Annotated in this window: 7 protein-coding genes; 5 read left to right on the forward strand and 2 right to left on the reverse strand. The window is 63.8% G+C overall.

What is annotated here, in order from left to right:
- Positions 1 to 24: 24 nt before the first annotated feature.
- The 4 genes from K0B96_RS02850 (at position 25) to clpB (ending at position 7,075) form a co-directional block, all read left to right on the forward strand.
- On the forward strand, positions 25 to 1,419 hold the full coding sequence (locus tag K0B96_RS02850; protein WP_220163635.1) for a class II fumarate hydratase: 1,395 nt from the start codon (positions 25 to 27) through the stop codon (positions 1,417 to 1,419).
- Positions 1,420 to 1,473: 54 nt separating this feature from the next.
- On the forward strand, positions 1,474 to 1,893 hold the full coding sequence (locus K0B96_RS02855) for a secondary thiamine-phosphate synthase enzyme YjbQ (protein WP_220163637.1): 420 nt from the start codon (positions 1,474 to 1,476) through the stop codon (positions 1,891 to 1,893).
- Positions 1,894 to 2,158: 265 nt separating this feature from the next.
- Complete coding sequence (locus K0B96_RS02860) at positions 2,159 to 4,297, forward strand: M12 family metallo-peptidase (RefSeq protein ID WP_220163639.1); 2,139 nt, start codon at positions 2,159 to 2,161, stop codon at positions 4,295 to 4,297.
- A gap of 174 nt (positions 4,298 to 4,471) precedes the next feature.
- Complete coding sequence (gene clpB / locus K0B96_RS02865; RefSeq protein ID WP_220163641.1) at positions 4,472 to 7,075, forward strand: ATP-dependent chaperone ClpB; 2,604 nt, start codon at positions 4,472 to 4,474, stop codon at positions 7,073 to 7,075.
- Between the two features lie 192 nt (positions 7,076 to 7,267).
- Here the strand turns inward: clpB and pgm are convergent, their stop codons facing one another.
- The gene (gene pgm, locus K0B96_RS02870; protein ID WP_220163643.1) at positions 7,268 to 8,911 is read right to left on the reverse strand and encodes a phosphoglucomutase (alpha-D-glucose-1,6-bisphosphate-dependent); all 1,644 of its coding nucleotides are present in this window, start codon (positions 8,909 to 8,911) and stop codon (positions 7,268 to 7,270) included.
- 49 nt (positions 8,912 to 8,960) lie between these two features.
- Positions 8,961 to 9,362 (reverse strand): hypothetical protein, encoded by a 402-nt coding sequence (locus tag K0B96_RS02875; protein ID WP_220163645.1) that lies wholly within the window; start codon positions 9,360 to 9,362, stop codon positions 8,961 to 8,963.
- Positions 9,363 to 9,899: 537 nt separating this feature from the next.
- On the opposite strand from K0B96_RS02875, the gene K0B96_RS02880 reads away from it, so the two are divergent.
- Positions 9,900 to 18,527: a glycoside hydrolase family 94 protein gene (locus K0B96_RS02880; protein WP_220163647.1), complete on the forward strand. Its 8,628-nt coding sequence runs from the start codon at positions 9,900 to 9,902 to the stop codon at positions 18,525 to 18,527.
- Positions 18,528 to 18,571 lie beyond the last annotated feature (44 nt).

The following is an 18,571-nucleotide window of genomic DNA, read 5'->3' on the forward strand; positions in this document are numbered from 1 at the left end:
GCCGGTGAACGGTAAGGTCTCTGCATGCGAACCGAACGAGATTCCATGGGCGAAATGGCCGTGCCTGAAACCGCGCTTTATGGCGCCTCCACGCAACGGGCGGTTCTGAATTTTCCCATCAGCGGCCATCCGCTGCCCGCGCCGTTTCTGCACGCGTTGGGTCTCGTTAAACTCGCCTGCGCGCGCGCCAACGAGGAGCTCGGCCTGCTCTCCGCCGCGAAAAGCGCGCTGGTCCAAAAAGTGGCGCGCGAAATCGCGGACGGTCGGCATGATGCGCAGTTTCCGATCGACGTCTTCCAGACGGGCTCGGCGACTTCGACCAACATGAACGCCAACGAGGTGATCGCTCATCGGGCCGTGCAGCTTGCGGACGGCGCCGGAGCTAAAACGCCGTTGCATCCCAATGACGACGTTAACCTCGGCCAGTCATCGAACGACGTCATCCCCACGACGCTGCACGTGAGCATAGCGATCGCGTTGCAGACGAAGCTCGCTCCCGCATTGGGCGCGCTGACGGCGGCGCTCGAAGACAAAGCGCGAGCCTTTGACGACATCGTGAAGATCGGCCGCACGCATTTGATGGACGCGACGCCGTTGACGCTGGGGCAGGAATTTTCCGGCTATGCGATGCAGGCTCGCAAAGCGGGGGAGCGCGTGGAGCGCGCCATCGCCGCACTGGCAGAGCTGGCGATTGGCGGCACGGCCGTCGGCACGGGCTTGAATTGCCATCCTGATTTTGCCCGCAGGGTGTGCGCCATCCTGAGCGCGGAGACGGGGATCTCCTTTCGCGAAGCGCGCAACCATTTCGAGGCCCAAGGCGGACGCGACGATTGCGTCGAGGTCGCGGGCCAACTCGCGGCGGTCGCGACGGCGATGACGAAGATTGCGAACGACATCCGCCTGCTGGGCTCGGGCCCGCGGGCGGGGCTGGCGGAATTGCGCTTGCCCGCGACGCAGCCGGGTTCGTCGATCATGCCAGGAAAGGTTAATCCGGTGATGAGCGAGATGCTCGTGCAGGTCGGCCTTTATACGCATGGGCTGACGCAGACGGTCGTGCAGTGCGGCCGCGACGGACACTTTGAACTCAACGTCACGCTGCCTTTGATCGCGCATTGCCTGCACGAGGCGATTCATTGTCTCGCAAACGCGGTGCGCGTTTTCACCGAACGCTGCGTGGTGGGCTTGGAGGCGGATGAAGCGCGTTGTCGTGAGTTGGTGGGCCGTTCGCTGATGTTGGTGACGGCGCTCAATCCTTTCATCGGCTACGATCAGGCGGCGGCGGTGGCGAAGGAAGCTTTTGCCACGGGCCGCACGCTGCGGGAAATCGTGCTGGAAAAGAAACTCCTCGATGCGGCGACGCTCGACCGGGCCTTGGACCCTCGGAGTATGACGAAGCCGGCGGCAAAATCGCACGCGTGAGGCGCGGCGTGAGAGTCTTGAACAGCTGACGCGCGGCGTGTTTTTATTTTTGCCATGGCCGTTTTCCAAGCGACGCGCACGCGGTCCACGCATCGGGCCGGGCTGCATGAGATCACGGAAGAGGTCGCGGGCGAATTGGCGCGCAGCGGACTCTCGCAGGGTATCGTGCAAGTGTTTTGTCCGCACACGAGCTGCAGCCTCGTGATGATGGAGAACGCCGATCCGAGTGCGCGCCGCGATCTCGAAGGCTGGTTCGACCGGCTGGTGCCCGCGGCCGATCCGAATTTCGAGCACACGGCCGAGGGCCCGGATGACATGCCGAGCCACATCAAGATGGCCCTCACCCGCAGTGGGGAATCGATTCCGTTTTGCGACGGGAAACTATTGCTGGGCACGTGGCAGGGAATTTTCTTGTGGGAGCACCGGCGGCATCCTCATCGACGAACGTTCGTCGTCACCGTGCTGGGCGAGTGAACGCGCACGATGCTTGCGATTGCCATCGGGGTCTGAACGGAAAAACTGAGGACCAGCCCCTCAAACCATGCGTCGCGTTTCCCGTTTCCTGTGGCTGATCGTTCTGTTCCTCGTCGCGGTGATCGGGATGAGCGTGGTGCCACGATCAGTTCTGCGAAACGGATGGGCTGTTCGTGCGCCGAGTCAGCCCGTGGCCGAGGTCGCACCACACAAGATCACTCCATCGCTAGCGAAGAACGGAGCGGCCGGGTTTGGTGCACGCGCCTTGTTTGCCTATACGGCGGCGCCGTCCAACGCTGCGCAGTTGGAAAAGGAAGATCCCGCCCCGGCGAAATGGCTCCGTTACGTGGAGCTCAATCCGGCGATGGTGCGTGGCAAGCAAGCGCCCTTTTGGAAAGGCCCGGCCGAGCGGAGGCTCACGATTCCGCTGCCCGATGGGCGGCAACTATCCGTGCAGCTCGATCCCGCCCGCATGCGGGGCGCACAGCACTTCGTAGCAACGGGAGCCATCGAGGGGCGCGAAGGCAGTCGCGTCATCTTCGCTTCGGTGGACGGCATTATGCAGGCTTCGGTGCGCGACCCCGAACTCGGAACGTTCACCCTGCGGCAATACGCTGATGGCACGACGCAGTTCTTCGAAGTCGACGAGGGCCTCATCCCCGCGTGCGGCGGCGATCCGTTGCCGCGACCGCTGATCGCGGCGGGCATGCCACGGGCCTCGCGGCGGCCGACCGCCGCCGCCGCCGGAGGGGCGAACGACGTTTTGGGGGAGGGAGGGGAAACTCATTTTCCCGAGGGCAGCGCCGTTGATACGCCGGTCGTGCAGGTGATGATGCTGTATTCACAGGCGGTGCTGACGAGCACTGTCACCCCGTCGGTCGTGCAGGGCGTGTTCGACATTGGAATCCAGAAGGTGAACGACGCGATGGCATTCAGTCATGTGAACGCGCGCGTCGAGTTAGTGCGTGTGGCGCAGGTCGCTTATAACGAGACGGCGAGCGCGTCGAGCAAGGTGCAGAGCGATGCCCTCGCAGCCCTGCGAGCGCCCGGCGACGGACAGATGGACGAGATTCATGACTGGCGAAACGAGGCCGGCGCCGACTTGGTGTGCCTCGCGTTGCGGCGGGCGGATGCCAGCAGCAGCGGACTCGGCTATCTGCTCCAGACGGCGGGTGATAACGACAATGCTGATTTCGCGTTCTCGGTCGTCCAATACGATTACATCGGCAGTTCCGACGTGGTGCCGCATGAACTCGGGCATAATTTCGGTTGCGCGCATGATCGTGAAAACGCCGATCACGCGGGGGCGTTCAGCTACAGTTACGGTTATCGATTCTACGGGGCGAACTCGAAGCAATACCGCACGATCATGGCGTATGCGCCCGGGTCCGGCGTGGGATTCTATTCGAATCCGAATATCAACGCGCCCGCGCCGATCGCGGTGCCGCTCGGGATCGCGCACGGCTTGCCGGGTGAATCGGATAATGCCGGCACGATCTCGCAAACAGCGTTCGAGGTTTCGCAGTTTCGGTTGCAGCAGCAAAATCCTTCGCTCGGCTCTCTCGTGAATGTTTCCACCCGCGCGTATGTCGGGGACGGAGAACAACAATTGATCGGCGGCTTCGTGGTCGCCGGGGCCGACAGCAAACGGATCCTGCTTCGGGCGATCGGTCCGACGCTGGCTGCACCCGTCTTTGGCGTGACGGATGCAGAAACGAATCCTTCGCTCACGATTCACCAACTCGGCGTCGCCGGGACGGTGGCCGCGAACGACGACTGGGGATTGCAAACGCTGCCGGCGGCGGCCTCGGACGTGGTGACGGCGAGTCAAACCGTGGGCGCGTTTGCGCTGCCGAACGGAAGCCGCGATGCGGCGTTGCTCGTCGACCTGCCGGCCGGTGGTTACACCGTGAACGTCACAGGCGAGAGCCACGGCGAGGCGCTGGTTGAGGCTTACGAACTCGATGGGGCGGTGGGGAAATTAATAAATCTTTCCACGCGCGGTTACGTCGAAACGGCGCGGCCGATGATTGGGGGATTCGTCATTCATGGATCGGCGGGCCGCGCGAAACGCGTGCTCATTCGGGTGCTCGGGCCCACACTGGAAAGCTACGGGGTCGCGAATGCGTTGAACGACCCGTATCTCTCGCTTTACGACGGCGGCGGCCAGTTGTTGTTGAACAATGACGACTGGAGCGCGGACGCGCAGGACGTGATCAGCACGCATGCCGAGGAGGCGATTGTCGCGACGGGGCTCATGCCGTTGAACCGCCGCGAGCCCGCGGTGTTGCTGGATCTCGTCCCAGGCGCCTACACGGTGGTCGTGAAACCGTTTGAGCGGTTGCCGGACCAGCCCGCTCAGCCGGGCGTGGGCATTGTCGAGGTTTACGAAATCGATCAGTGACGCCCGGTGCGGCCGAGTTCCACACGAGCGGCCGCCGAGAAGGAGAGCGGAGCCAGCGCGGCATTTTGGCGCGTCGGTGCGGCGTGGTGGCGCAGGGTGCGTCTTTTCGCTTCGACGGAGGGCGCAAACGCCCTCGGATGCGGTCTGGAATGAAGCCTGCATAGGAGACTTACCATGGATTCCGCCAAGCTTACTCAAATGTCGCGCCAAGCGGTCACGGACGCGCAGAACATCGCTCGTCGTCACCAGAATAACGAAGTCGACACGTGGCATCTGCTGAGCGCTCTGCTCGCGCAGGAAAACGGGCTCGTGCCCGGTTTGATTGAAAAGCTGAATATCACGGCGAGTGCGGTGCAGTTGGCGGTCGATCGTGAGCTCGAGCGGCTGCCCAAGGTGTCGGGCAGCGTCGACACGTCGAAAATCTACGTGACGCAGGCCGTGAATGAAGTGCTCACGCGGGCGGAAGACGAAGCGGGCAAGCTCAAGGATGAATTCGTTTCGGTGGAGCACCTGTTCCTCGGTCTGCTCGATGTCGGCAAGCCGGACGCGATGGCGAAACTGTTCAAGAGTTTCGGTCTCGACCGTGGGGCGGCGCTCAAAGTTTTGCGGGAGATGCGCGGCAACCAGCGGGTGACGAGCGACAATCCCGAGGCGACTTACCAGGCGTTGGAAAAATATGGCGTCGATCTGGTGGCGCAGGCGCGCAAGGGGAAGATCGATCCGGTGATCGGGCGCGATGATGAAATCCGCCGCGCGATCCGCATCCTCTCACGCAAGACGAAGAACAATCCCGTGCTCATCGGTGAACCAGGCGTGGGCAAGACGGCGATCGTCGAGGGCCTGGCGCAACGCATTTTGCGCGGCGACGTGCCGGAAGGATTGAAGGACAAAACGGTCTTCGCGCTCGATATGGGCGCCCTCGTGGCCGGGGCGAAATATCGGGGCGAGTTCGAGGAGCGGCTGAAAGCGGTGTTGCAGGAAATCAAGCAAAGCGACGGGCGCATCCTGCTCTTCATCGACGAGCTGCACATGATCGTCGGCGCGGGAAAGACGGACGGTGCGATGGACGCGGGCAACATGCTGAAGCCGATGCTGGCGCGCGGTGAACTCCATTGCATCGGCGCGACCACGCTCGACGAATACCGCAAGTATATTGAGAAGGATGCGGCGTTGGAGCGGCGGTTTCAGCCGGTGGTCGTCGACCAGCCGACCGTGGAGGACGCGATTTCGATTTTGCGCGGCTTGCGCGAGCGCTTCGAGCTGCACCATGGCGTGCGCATTCAGGACAACGCGTTGGTGAGCGCGGTCGTGCTCTCGAACCGTTACATCACCGAGCGGTTTTTGCCGGACAAGGCGATCGATCTCGTGGACGAGGCGTGCGCGATGATCCGCACGGAAATGGATTCGATGCCGCAGGAACTGGACGTGCTCACCCGCCGCGTGCTGCAGCTCGAAATTGAAGAGGCGGCCTTGGTGAAGGAAAAGGACGACGCGTCGGCGCGCCGGCTGGAGGTGCTCCGGAAGGAACTCGCGGATGCCCGGGAGAAAAGCCAGGGCCTGAAGATGCAGTGGGAAAAAGAGAAGGCCTCCGTCGACCGCGTGCGCAAGCTGCGGGAAACGTTGGAGCAATCCCGCTTGGAAATGGAAAAGGCGGAGCGCGCTTACGATTTGAATAAAGTCGCCGAGCTGCGGCATGGCCGGATCCCGCAGATGGAAGCGGAGCTCCAAAAGCTCGAACAGGCGGGCAACAGCACGACGTTGTTCAAGGAAGAGGTTTCGCAGGAAGAAATCGCGGAAGTCGTGGCGAAGTGGACGGGCGTGCCGTTGACGCGGTTGGTGGAAGGCGAAAAGGAAAAACTTCTTCGACTCGAAGATGTGCTGCACGAACGCGTGATCGGTCAGGATGAGGCCGTCACGCTCGTGACCGAGGCGATTTTACGCGCGCGCAGCGGCATCAAGGACCCGCGGCGGCCGGTGGGAAGTTTTCTCTTTCTCGGACCGACGGGCGTCGGCAAGACCGAGCTCGCGAAGACGCTGGCGGAAACATTGTTCGATACCGAGGCGGCGACGGTGCGCATCGACATGTCCGAATACATGGAGAAGCACAGCGTGTCGCGGTTGCTCGGCGCGCCTCCCGGCTACGTGGGTTACGACGAAGGCGGGCAACTGACCGAAGCGGTGCGGCGGAAGCCGTATGCCGTCGTGCTCTTCGACGAGATCGAGAAGGCGCATCCGGATGTCTTCAACGTGTTGCTGCAGGTGTTGGACGACGGACGCATCACCGATTCGCAGGGCCGGACCGTGGACTTCAAGAACACGATCATCATCATGACCTCGAACATCGGCTCGCGCTACCTGCTGGAAGGCGTGACCGGCGACACGATTCCGGAAACGGTGCGCGAGAGCGTGATGGCGGAGCTCCGGAAATCGTTCCGTCCGGAATTCCTTAATCGCATCGACGAGACGATTCTCTTCAAGCCGCTCACGCTCGAGGAAATCACGAGCATCGTGGATCTCTTGATGGCCGACTTGAACCATCGTCTCGCGGAGCAGCGCGTTACAGTGAAGCTCGATGCCAAGGCCCGTGAGTGGGTGGCCGAGAAAGGTTACGATCCCGTCTTTGGCGCGCGTCCGTTGAAGCGCTTTCTCCAGCGCCATATCGAGACCAAATTAGCGCGAGCGCTCATTGGTGGCACGGTGGGCGAGGGTTGGGAAGTCACGTTCACGGTGGAGAACGATCAGTTGACGCCGGTGAACGCGAGCGGTGCCGCAAAGTAGTGGGTCGGGCCCAAGTTGCCCGCGGCGATGCTCGCTCCGCTCCGCGCGATCTCGATGAGCTTTGGGATCGCGCGCGGTTCGCGCGTTCGGCGCGGTGCGAAACGGCGCGGACGCGAGGCGAATCCTCTGTGCAAACACCGCCCGCTTTGTTGGCGGTCGGGCGACGCAATCGTTCGGACGCGTGGGTTGAGGTTACATTTTAAGCGCGGCGTCGACGATCGTCTGGGCCTCGTGGAGAATTTGTTTCAAATGGGCTCGGTCGCGGAAGCTCTCGGCGTAAATTTTGTAGATGTCTTCGGTGCCGGAGGGTCGCGCGGCGAACCAGCCCTGCGCGGTCTGCACTTTGACGCCACCGAGCGCGGCGTGGTTGCCCGGCGCGTGAGTCTGTACGCTCGCGATTTTTTCGCCCGCGAGTTCGGTGAGCGTGATTTGCTCCGCCGACAGGTTCGCCAGCGCCGCTTTCTGTGACGGCGTTGCGGCTGCCTCCACACGATCGTAAACGGGCTCGCCGAACTCCCGCGTCAGGCCGCGATATAGTTCGCCCGGATTTTGTCCGGTCCGTGCGGTGATCTCGGCGGCGAGCAAACACGGGATGAAGCCATCCTTGTCGGTCGTCCACACCGAGCCATCGCGCCGGAGAAACGCGGCGCCCGCACTCTCTTCGCCGACAAACCCGAGCGCGCCGTCGAGCAGACCGTCCACGAACCACTTGAATCCGACGGGGACCTCGTAAAGTTTTCGACCGAGCTGGGCAGTGACGCGGTCGATCATCGCGCTGCTGACGACGGTTTTGCCGACGGCTGCTTGCGCGCTCCACTCGGGACGAGTTTTAAATAGTTGGGAGATGGCGACGGCGAGGTAGTGATTGGGCGGGAGAAGCCCGTCGCTCGGCGTGACGATGCCGTGCCGGTCATGGTCCGTATCGCACGCGAACGACAGGTCGAAGCGGTCTTTCATGCCGATGAGCCGCGCCATCGCATACGGCGACGAAGGGTCCATCCGAATCTGGCCGTCCCAATCTACCGTCATGAACCGGAAGGTGGGATCAACGACGTCGTTGACGACCGTGAGATCGAGTTGGTGGCGCTCCGCAATCCGCGCCCAGTAGTGGACGCCGGCGCCGCCGAGCGGATCGACGCCCAGCCGAAGCTTTGCGGCGCGAAGGAGATCCAGATCGACGACTGCGTCGAGGTCTTGGACGTAGGTATTGAGATAGTCGTGCCGATGCGTCGTGGCGGCGGTCAGGGCGCGTGCGTGGGGAATGCGCGGCACGGCGGAGACGCCGCTTTCGAGGAGCGCGTTCGCTTGGCGTTCAATCCACGCGGTGATCGTTTTGTCGGCGGGGCCGCCGTTGGGCGGATTATATTTGAAGCCGCCGTCGCGCGGGGGGTTGTGTGAGGGAGTGATGACGATGCCGTCGGCGAGCCCGCTGTTTCGTCCGCGGTTGTAGGTCAGGATCGCGTGCGAAATAACCGGCGTGGGCGTATAGGTGTCGTTCTCGGGCAGCATGACGTCGACGCCGCGCGCAGCGAGCACCTCAAGCGCCGTCGCACCCGCAGGCGCGGACAACGCGTGGGTGTCGATGCCGAGGAAGAGCGGGCCGTCGATGCCATGTTGAGCGCGGTGGAGGCAGATGGCGTCCGTGATCGCCAGGATGTGGGCTTCGTTGAACGAAAGATCCAACGATGAGCCGCGGTGGCCGGACGTGCCAAAGGCAACGCGTTGCGCCGGGATCGTCGGATCGGGCGCGCCGCTATGGTAAGCGGCCACGAGATGCGGCACATCGACCAAAATCGCGGACGGCGCCGGGTGGCCGGCGAGGGGACTGAGCTTCACGGGACTTGATCTGCAGCGGTGGGGATGGGCCGGATTCGGGCCGGGGTGCTCACGCCTCGTCGTTGTCGTTCGCCTTCGCCGCTTGGGCCGCTTGAAACATTTTATCCCGCTCCGCCTCGATGGCGCCTTCGTCCACGAGCTGCTCGGTCTCGCTGCGTCCCTCGCTGTCTTCGCCCTCGTTCACAGTTTCGAGCGCTTGGTGGCCGGGAGAGCCGGGCACGGGATCCCAGCGCATTGTCTCGGGGAGGGATTCAAGAATCACGTCCTGCCGATCGCGGTCGAATCCGTCCGCGAGTTCGCGTTTTGCGCGCAGGTAATCGGCTCGTGATACCGGACGACCGGCAATGCTCGCCAGCTCCTGCGTGCGCGCGTGGATCAAATCGCGGGTAACGGGGCCGATGCCCGTGGAGTTGTCGGTTAAAACACCTTTGTTGAGAGGATTGTGGGCCATAAATGGGTCTCCAAAACAACGGACACGAGGTTGAGTGTTTTCGCGGCTCAGGGATATCGGAGCGGGGCGGCGGGGGTGGCTGTGAATCTTGTCCGCGCCGCTCATCGAACAAAGATTACGCGCAACGTCGGCGGGTTGCAATGGGGCCTTATCCGAGGCGGGAATTGTCTCTCTCCAGAGGACCGGCATCCGGTGAGGCCCGTCCGCGGATAGAGAGAAATGCGGGTCGCGCGCCAAACCTCGGTCCATTGGCGACGCCGGCCTGAGGCCAGGAAACGCAGGCTGCGCATTTTCCCTCGCGAGCGCGGTGGAGAGATCGGCCGCGCCGCCACCGGTGATGCGTTTATGAAGAAGGAAGGCGGACGGGAACGGCCCGCTCGCGCCCCGGTCGTGAAGTCAACAGTGGAACCAGCATGCATTCACGTCGCGGTCGCAATTGAACACCAGCACTCGAATGTCCCCGTGGGACGTCTGACGGAGCGGACAAACGGTGCGCCGACATCGCGCTGAACAGCGGAGCGGTAGGTCGAAACGATCATGCAATCCCTTTCACTCCGCTGGCAGAGCTTGATGAACCGGCAAGCGCGGCCGGAGAGCAGCCAGCCTCCTCTGCGGGCGGAGCTTTTCAGCGTCGAGCAACTCTCCCGCCACGCCCGCGCGCTGGCGAGCAGCCATCGTGTCTCTTCGGAACGCCGGACCAATCGCCTGCTGGCGCGTTTGCAGGAAAACGACCAAGGCCTGCGCGCATTTAACCGGTCGACCATCGCCGTCGATTCCGGCCGGCGGGTGACGCCGGCGGCGGAGTGGTTGCTCGATAATTTCTATTTGATCGAGGAGCAGATTCAACTGGCCCAGCGGCATCTGCCGCGCGGTTACAGCCGGGAGCTGCCCTGTCTTTCAAACGGACCCTCGGCGGGATTTCCGCGTGTTTACGATATCGTGCTGGAGTTGATTGCGCACGTTGATGCGCAGCTCGACGCCGGGTTGTTGCACGCGTTCGTGGCCGCTTACCAAGCGGAAGCGCCGTTGAAACTCGGCGAGCTCTGGGCGATCCCCATCATGCTGCGGTTGGGATTGATCGAAAATCTCCATCGCGTGACCAGCCGGCTCATTCTCGCGCGGGCCGATCGCGATCTGGCGGATTTCTGGGTGGATCGCTTGCAAGAGGTCGCCAACCAAAACCCGTCGCACCTCGTCATTGCGGTCGCGGATATGGCGAAGGCCGATCTGCCCGTCTCCAGCTCGTTCGTGGCGGAGTTCTGCCAACGCCTGTCGCGCCAGAGCCCGGTGTTGCATCTCGCGCGGAGCTGGCTCGAGCAGCGGCTCGCGGAATCAGGATTGTCCATTGCGCACCTGATCCACCTCGAGAGCCAAAGCCAGGCGGCTGATCAGGTGTCCGTCAGCCACAGTATTTCCAGTCTGCGGGCGCTGAGTGCGATGGACTGGAAGGACTTCGTGGAATCGTTGAGCGCGGTGGAGGCGGTCTTGCGCACCGACCCGGCGGGCGTTTACGCGACGATGGATTTTGCGACGCGCGACCGCTACCGCCACGTGGTGGAGTCACTGGCGCGGCATGGACGATTGACGGAGACGGAGGTGGCGCGGAGCGCGGTTCAACTGGCGACGGACCGGGCGCGGGAAACCGGGCGCGACGACCGTTCCGCGCATGTCGGTTATTATCTCATCGATCAAGGGAGCGCCGCGCTGGCGCGCCTGGCGAAGGTGCGCTGGCCTCGGCACGCGGCGGTGGAGCGAGCGATCCAGCGGTTTCCGCTCACGTTTTATGCGGGCGGCATCAGTGCGCTGACGATCCTCGCGCTGGCGTGGTATTGGCAGGTGGCGGCGCCGTCCGGCGTGGCGCAGTGGAAGCTCGTCGGCGGCCTGTTCATCTTTCTGCTGGCCGCAAGCCAACTGGCCGTGGCGTTGATGAACTGGTTCACCACGCTGCTGATTCTGCCGCAACGGCTGCCGCGTCTGGACTACTCGCACGGCCTGCCGCCCGATCTGCGCACGATGGTGGTGGTGCCGACCTTGCTCACCGACGCCGCCGGTGTCGACCAGTTGATCGAGACGCTGGAGATCCATCATCTTTCCAATCAGGACAAGCACCTGCACTTCGCGTTGTTGACGGATTTTGCCGATGCGGCGGAGGAAAACCAGCCGGGCGATGCCGCGCTTTTGCAGCGGGCGCGCGCGGGCGTCGACCAGCTCAATCAAAAATATTCCGCGGCGGCCGGCGATGTCTTCTTTCTCTTTCATCGACCGCGGCGATGGAATGCAGGGGAGGGCGCGTGGATGGGTTACGAGCGCAAACGGGGCAAGCTCGCCGAGTTCAACGCCGTGCTCCGCGGCCACGGGCGCGACCGGTTTTCGGTGATCGTGGGTGCGACCGAAATTCTGGGAGGAATCACGTATGTCATCACGCTCGACACCGATACCCAGATGCCGCGCGACGCCGCGCGCCAGCTCGTCGGCACGATGGCGCATCCGTTAAACCGACCCGTTTTCGATCCCGTGCGCGGGATCGTGACCAAAGGCTACGGGATCCTGCAGCCGCGCGTGGGCGTGAGTCTGCCGAGTGCGCGACGCTCGTGGTTTGTGCGTTTGTTTGCCGGCGATCCGGGCATCGATCCCTACACGCGCGAGGTGTCCGATATCTATCAGGATTTGTTTCACGAGGGCTCGTTCATCGGCAAAGGCATCTACGAAGTGGATGCGTTTGAGCGCGCGTTGCACGGGCGCTTCCCGGAAAACACCGTGCTTAGCCACGACTTGCTGGAATCCTGCCATGCGCGCTCCGCGCTCGTGAGCGATGTGGAATTTTACGAGGAGCATCCCTCGCGCTACAACGTGGACGTCGGCCGGCGTCACCGCTGGATTCGCGGTGACTGGCAGATTGCCCGCTGGCTTCTCTCGCGGGTGCCCGGCGCGGATTCCCGGAGTCTCGCGAATCCGCTTTCGGTGCTCTCGCAATGGAAGCTGCTCGACAACCTGCGCCGCAGTCTCGTCCCCGTGGCGTTGTTGCTGCTGATGTTGATGCCTCAACTCGGCGCTTTCGGGCCGCTGGTGGTGTTGGTGATCGTGGCGTTGCCGGCGGTGCTCTCGGCGATGGTCAGCGGCATCAACAAACCAAAGGACATGCCGTGGCGCCTGCATCTGCGAGGCATGGCCGGCTCGAGCAGCCGGCAGCTCGGCCAGATTTTTCTGACGCTGGCCTTCCTGCCCTACGATGCCTTGGTGAGCCTCGACGCCGTCGGGCGGACACTCGTGCGGCTGCTGGTGACGCGCCGGCGCCTCTTGGAATGGCGGACGGCCGGAGAGTCGGAGCGCGCGCGGCACGCCAGCCTGGCCCAGTTCTACGTCACGATGTGGATCGCGCCGGTCGTCGCGCTGGCCGCGATCGCGGTCTTGCTGACGCGGCAACGGGATCAACTGGCGCTGGCGATTCCGTGGCTGGGCGTGTGGTTTCTCGCCCCGTGGATTGCGTGGTGGATCAGCCAGCCGATTGCCACCGTGGCGCCGAAGCTGTCGAGCGGCCAGCTTGCGTTCCTGCGCCGCACCGCGCGGCAGACGTGGCATTTCTTCGAGACGTTCGTCACGGCGCAGGAAAACTGGCTGCCGCCGGATAACTTTCAGGAAGTGCCAGTGCCGACGATCGCATCGCGCACGTCACCGACGAACATCGGGCTGGCGTTGCTCGCCAATCTGTCGGCGGTGGATCTGGGTTATCTGCCGGTGGGCGGTTTGTTGCGCCGCACGCAGGAGACGTTTGGCACGCTGGACCGGCTCGAGCGCTATCGCGGCCACTTCTACAACTGGTATGATACCCGCAGCCTCAAGCCGTTGCTGCCGCTCTATGTTTCCAGTGTGGACAGCGGTAATCTCGCGGGACACTTGCTGACGCTCGCCGCAGGATTGCGCGAGCTGCCCGAGGCCCGGATTTTCACGCCGCAGATCTTTGCGGGGTTGCACGACACCGCCATGGCGCTGCGCGAATTGGTGGGCGAAAATGCGGCGCTCGAAAAACTAGCGGCCGAGCTGGACCCGCCGCCGGAAACGTTGCGAGCCGCGCATGCGCTCCTGGAACGGGTGGCGAATCAAGCGACCGCGATCGCCGCCTCGCTGGCGAATGGGGCGGATGATGTGAAGGTCTGGAGCGCGGCGCTGCAGCGAAACTGTGCGGAGCACCTGGCGGATCTGCTGTGGCTCGCTCCGTGGCTGGCGTTGCCGACGCAAACGGCGGGCGGCGCGAGTGGTGGCTCGCTCGCGCATTTGGACGCCGCGCCGACCTTGCGGGAGCTCGCCGCGCTGGATCAAGCGCTGGAGACGTCGGTCGACGCGGGCGGAGACGGAGCAGAATTTCTCCGCTGCGTGCGCGAAGCCGGAGAACACGCCCGTGAACGACTGCGCGTGGCGGAAGCATTGGCCGGACAGAGCGAGGAATTCGCGGCGATGGATTTCTCGTTCGTTTTCAACCGCGTGCAGGATCTGTTCTGCACGGGTTTCAACGTCACCGAGCATCGCACCGAAACCGGTTTCTACGACCTGCTGGCGTCCGAGGCGCGGCTGGGGAGCTACGTGGCGATCGCGTTGGGCCAGGTGCCGCAAGATCACTGGTTTTCGATGGGGCGCCTGCTGGTGGCCAGCCGCGGTGAACCGCTGCTCGTTTCATGGAGCGGGTCGATGTTCGAATATCTGATGCCGCTGCTCGTGATGCCGAACTACGAGAACACGCTGCTCGACCACACGTGTCGCGCGGCGGTGCAGCAGCACATCGAGTATGGCGAGTTGCGCGGCGTGCCGTGGGGCATTTCGGAGTCGGGCTACAACCGGACCGACGTCCACATGAACTACCAATACCGCGCGTTTGGCGTGCCCGGTCTCGGTTTGAAGCGAGGGCTGGCGGAAGACCTGGTGATCGCACCCTACGCGACGGTCATGGCGTTGATGGTCGCGCCGGTGGCGGCCTGCAAAAACCTGCAACGCCTCGCCACCGATGGACGCGTGGGTCGTTATGGTTTCTACGAGGCGGTGGATTACACGCCGGCGCGTCTGCCGCCCGGCGAAACGAGCGTCACCATTTGCTCCTACATGGTGCACCATCAAGGCATGAGCCTGCTGGCGCTGGGGAATATGCTGCGGGGTTTTCCGATGCACCGACGTTTCATGTCGTGCCCTCCGCTCAAGGCGACGGAGCTGCTGCTGCAGGAACGCGTGCCCAAAACGGCGGCCGGCGTGCTGGCGGGCGATCTGCATTTGGAGGAAACGCGCGACGGAGCGGGCCAGACGGAAAACGTGATGCGGGTCTTCACCAATCCCAACCTGCCGGCGCCGGAAGTGCATTTGCTGTCCAACGGTCGTTACCACGTCGCCATCACCAGCGCCGGCGGCGGATACAGTCGCTGGCGGGATCTCGCGGTCACCCGCTGGCGAGAAGATGCGACGCGCGATTGCTGGGGCACATTTGTCTATTTGCGCGAGCCGGCGACGGGCGATCTTTGGTCCGCCGCGTATCAACCGACGTTGCGCGGGGCGAAGGAAGACGAGGCGATCTTTTCCCAAGCGCGGGCGGAATTCCGGCAGCATCGCCACGGTCTCGAAATCCACTCGGAGATCAGCGTGTCACCGGAGGACGATGTGGAACTGCGGCGGATCAAGATCACCAATCGCACGCGCGCGGCGCGCGTCATCGAGGTGACGAGCTACGCGGAGGTGGTGCTCGCGCCGGCCGCGGCGGACGCCGCCCATCCGGCGTTCAGCAATCTGTTTGTGCAAACTGAGTTTGTCGCAAAATCGTCCGCGCTGCTGTGCACCCGGCGTCCGCGCACGGCGGACGAAAAGCCGCCGTGGCTGGTGCATCTCGTGGCGGGAGCGGATGGCGGAGCTGGCGACGTTTCCTGTGAAACTGACCGCGCACGGTTCATCGGCCGCAACGGAACCCTCGTCAACCCGGCCGCCCTGCAAGGCAACGCGCCGTTGTCCAACACGGTCGGCTCCGTGCTCGATCCGATCGTGGCGCTGCGCCGCTTGGTGTCGGTGCCAGCGAACGAGGCCGTCGTGATCGATTTTGTGCTCGGCGTCGCCGAGACCCGGGAAGCCGCGCTCGCGCAGGTGGAAAAATACCAAAGCCCGCGCATGGCCGACCGCGCTTTCGACCTCGCCTGGACGCACAGCCAGGTGACGTTGCGCCAGCTCAACATCACGGAGGGCGAGGCGCAGCTTTACGGGCGTCTCGCCGGCGCGCTGATCTACGCCAACCCCGCCCGCCGCGCGAATGCCGGAACGTTGCGCAGCAATCGTCGCGGCCAGAGCGGTCTGTGGAGCTACGGCATTTCCGGCGATGTGCCGCTCGTCCTGCTCAGCATCGGCGACACGACGAAAATCGAAATCGTCCGCCAGGTGATCCAAGCCCACGCTTACTGGCGGGCGAAAGGGCTGGCCGTCGAGCTGATGATCTTAAACGAGGACGTCTCCGTGTACCGGCAGACGTTGCACGATCAGATCACCGGGCTCATCACCGCGGGCATCGAGGCGCAAATGCTCGATCAGCCGGGCGGCATTTTTGTCCGCCGCCTCGAGCAAATCCCGCACGAAGATCGCGTGTTGCTGCAATCCGTGGCGCGGATCGTCCTCGACGACGAACGCGGGACTTTGGCACAGCAACTCGAACAGCACAGCGGGCTCGATCCGTTGATTCTGGCGCTGGTTCCCACGCGATCCAACCTGCCGGCGGAGTCCGCGCCGATCCCGACGCGCGAGCTCATGTTTGCGAACGGCCTCGGCGGTTTCACCCGCGACGGTCACGAATACGTCATCACGCTCCGAGCCGGTCAGACGACACCCGCACCGTGGGTCAACGTGCTCGCGAATCCGACGTTTGGCACGGTCGTGTCGGAAAGTGGCAGCGCTTACACGTGGGTGGAAAACGCCCACGAATTCCGCCTCACGCCGTGGAGCAACGATCCGGTGCAGGATACGCCGGGCGAGGCGCTCTACATTCGCGACGAGCAGACCGGCCAGTTCTGGTCGCCGACGCCTGGGCCGGCGACCGGCGCGACGCCTTACGTCATCCGCCATGGCTTCGGTTACACGGTGTTTGAACACACGGAGAATGGGCTCGTGTCCGAACTCTGGGTCTATGTGGCGATGGACGCACCGGTGAAGCTGTCGGTGTTGAAGCTGCGCAACATTTCCGGGCGCGCGCGCCGCATTTCGCTCACGGGTTATTGGGAATGGGTGCTGGGCGACCTGCGGCAAAAGAGTCTGCTGCACGTGCAGACGGAGGTGGACCTCAAGACCGGCGCCTTGCTGGCGCGTAATCACTACAACACCGAATTTCACGATCGCATCGCGTTCGTCGATGTGAACGACGCGGCGCGCACCCTGACCGGCGATCGCAAGGAATTTCTGGGGCGCAACGGCACGCTCGCCCGACCGGCGGCGTTGAAACGCGTGCGGCTCTCGGGCCGGGTCGGGGCGGGACTCGATCCGTGCGGCGCGCTGCAAGTCACCTTCGACCTCGCCGACGGACAGGAACGGGAAACGAGTTTTCGTCTGGGCGTGGGTCGCAGCGCGGCAGATGTGCAAAACCTGATTCAGCGGTTCCGCCGCGGCGATGCGAGCCGGAGCGCGTTGGAAGGCGTGTGGGGTTACTGGAACCGCACGCTGGGCGCGATCAACGTGGACACGCCCGATCCGGCCGTGAACTTCATGGCGAACGGCTGGCTGCTGTATCAAACGCTCGGATGCCGGTTCTGGGGGCGGACGGGATTTTACCAATCGGGGGGCGCTTACGGCTTTCGCGATCAGTTGCAGGACGCGATGGCGTTGGTGCACGCGGAGCCGGCCCTCACGCGCGAACACCTGTTGCGGGCCGCGGCGCATCAATTCCGCGAGGGCGATGTGCAACATTGGTGGCATCCACCGGCGGGGCGCGGTGTGCGCACGCATTTCTCCGACGACTTCCTGTGGCTGCCGTTTGTGACCTGCCGTTACGTCTCGAGCGTGGGCGACACCGGCGTGCTCGACGAAAAAATTTCGTTCCTCGAGGCGCGACCAGTGAAGCCGGAGGAGGAGGCTTACTACGATCTGCCCACTCGGAGCGAGGAGTCGGCGCCGCTTTACCAGCATTGCGTGCGGGCGATCGAGCGCGCGCTCCGTTTCGGCGCGCATGGCCTGCCGTTGATGGGTGGCGGCGACTGGAACGACGGCATGAACCGGGTGGGCGACGAAGGCCGCGGCGAAAGCGTCTGGCTGGCGTTTTTCCTCTACGACGTGCTCACGCAGTTCGCCGGCGTTGCGCGCAGCCGGAATGACCAGGCGTTTGCGGACCGGTGCCTCGATCAAGCGCGGCAGTTGCAGGAGAACATCGAGCAGCACGCGTGGGATGGCGCGTGGTATCGCCGCGCGTGGTTCGACAATGGCGAACCGCTCGGATCCCACATCAATCCTGTCTGCCAGATCGATTCCCTGCCGCAGAGCTGGGCGGTGATCAGCGGCGCCGGCAACCCGGAGCGTTCGCGGGAGGCGATGGAGTCCGTCGATCAGCGCCTCGTCCGCCGCGACGCCGGGCTCATCCAGTTGTTCGACCCGCCGTTCGACCATTCGCCGCTCAATCCCGGCTATATCAAAGGCTACATTCCCGGCGTGCGCGAGAATGGCGGGCAATATACGCATGGCGCAATCTGGACGGCGATGGCGTTTGCGCTCATGGGCGAAGACGAACGCGCGTGGGAACTCTTCGCGCTGCTCAATCCCGTGCATCACGGCGGCACGCCCGAGGAGATTGCGACTTACAAAGTGGAACCCTACGTCGTCGCCGCGGACGTCTATGCGTTACCGCCGCATACGGGCCGGGGCGGCTGGACATGGTATACGGGCTCGGCGGGTTGGATGTATCGCCTGCTCGTTGAAACGCTGCTGGGCGTCAACCTGGAGGGCGAGCAACTGCGTTTGGAGCCTCGCCTGCCGCCGGGTTGGAACAGCTACAAAATTCATTATCGCTTCCGCCAAACCGTGTATCACATCACGTTCTCGCGGAACTCCGCGAGCTCGGCGGGTGAAACGAGCCTGACGCTGGATGGACAGAACATCGCCGGCACGACCCTTCCTCTGCGCGATGACCAGCACGAGCATTTCGCTGAATTGAAAATCGGGGACCAATGAACCTTCGCCGGCTCCGCGTTGGCGCGCTCATGAAGGACCGCGCA

Source organism: Horticoccus luteus (assembly GCF_019464535.1).
Taxonomy (GTDB): Bacteria; Verrucomicrobiota; Verrucomicrobiia; order Opitutales; family Opitutaceae; genus Horticoccus; species Horticoccus luteus.

What these genes read in the sequence shown, in the direction of transcription:
- K0B96_RS02855 (WP_220163637.1), top strand. Translation starts at nt 1,474, where the DNA reads ATGGCCGTTTTCCAAGCGACGCGCACGCGGTCCACGCATCGGGCCGGG.
- K0B96_RS02875 (WP_220163645.1), bottom strand. Translation starts at nt 9,362, where the DNA reads ATGGCCCACAATCCTCTCAACAAAGGTGTTTTAACCGACAACTCCACG.
- clpB (WP_220163641.1), top strand. Translation starts at nt 4,472, where the DNA reads ATGGATTCCGCCAAGCTTACTCAAATGTCGCGCCAAGCGGTCACGGAC.
- K0B96_RS02850 (WP_220163635.1), top strand. Translation starts at nt 25, where the DNA reads ATGCGAACCGAACGAGATTCCATGGGCGAAATGGCCGTGCCTGAAACC.
- K0B96_RS02880 (WP_220163647.1), top strand. Translation starts at nt 9,900, where the DNA reads ATGCAATCCCTTTCACTCCGCTGGCAGAGCTTGATGAACCGGCAAGCG.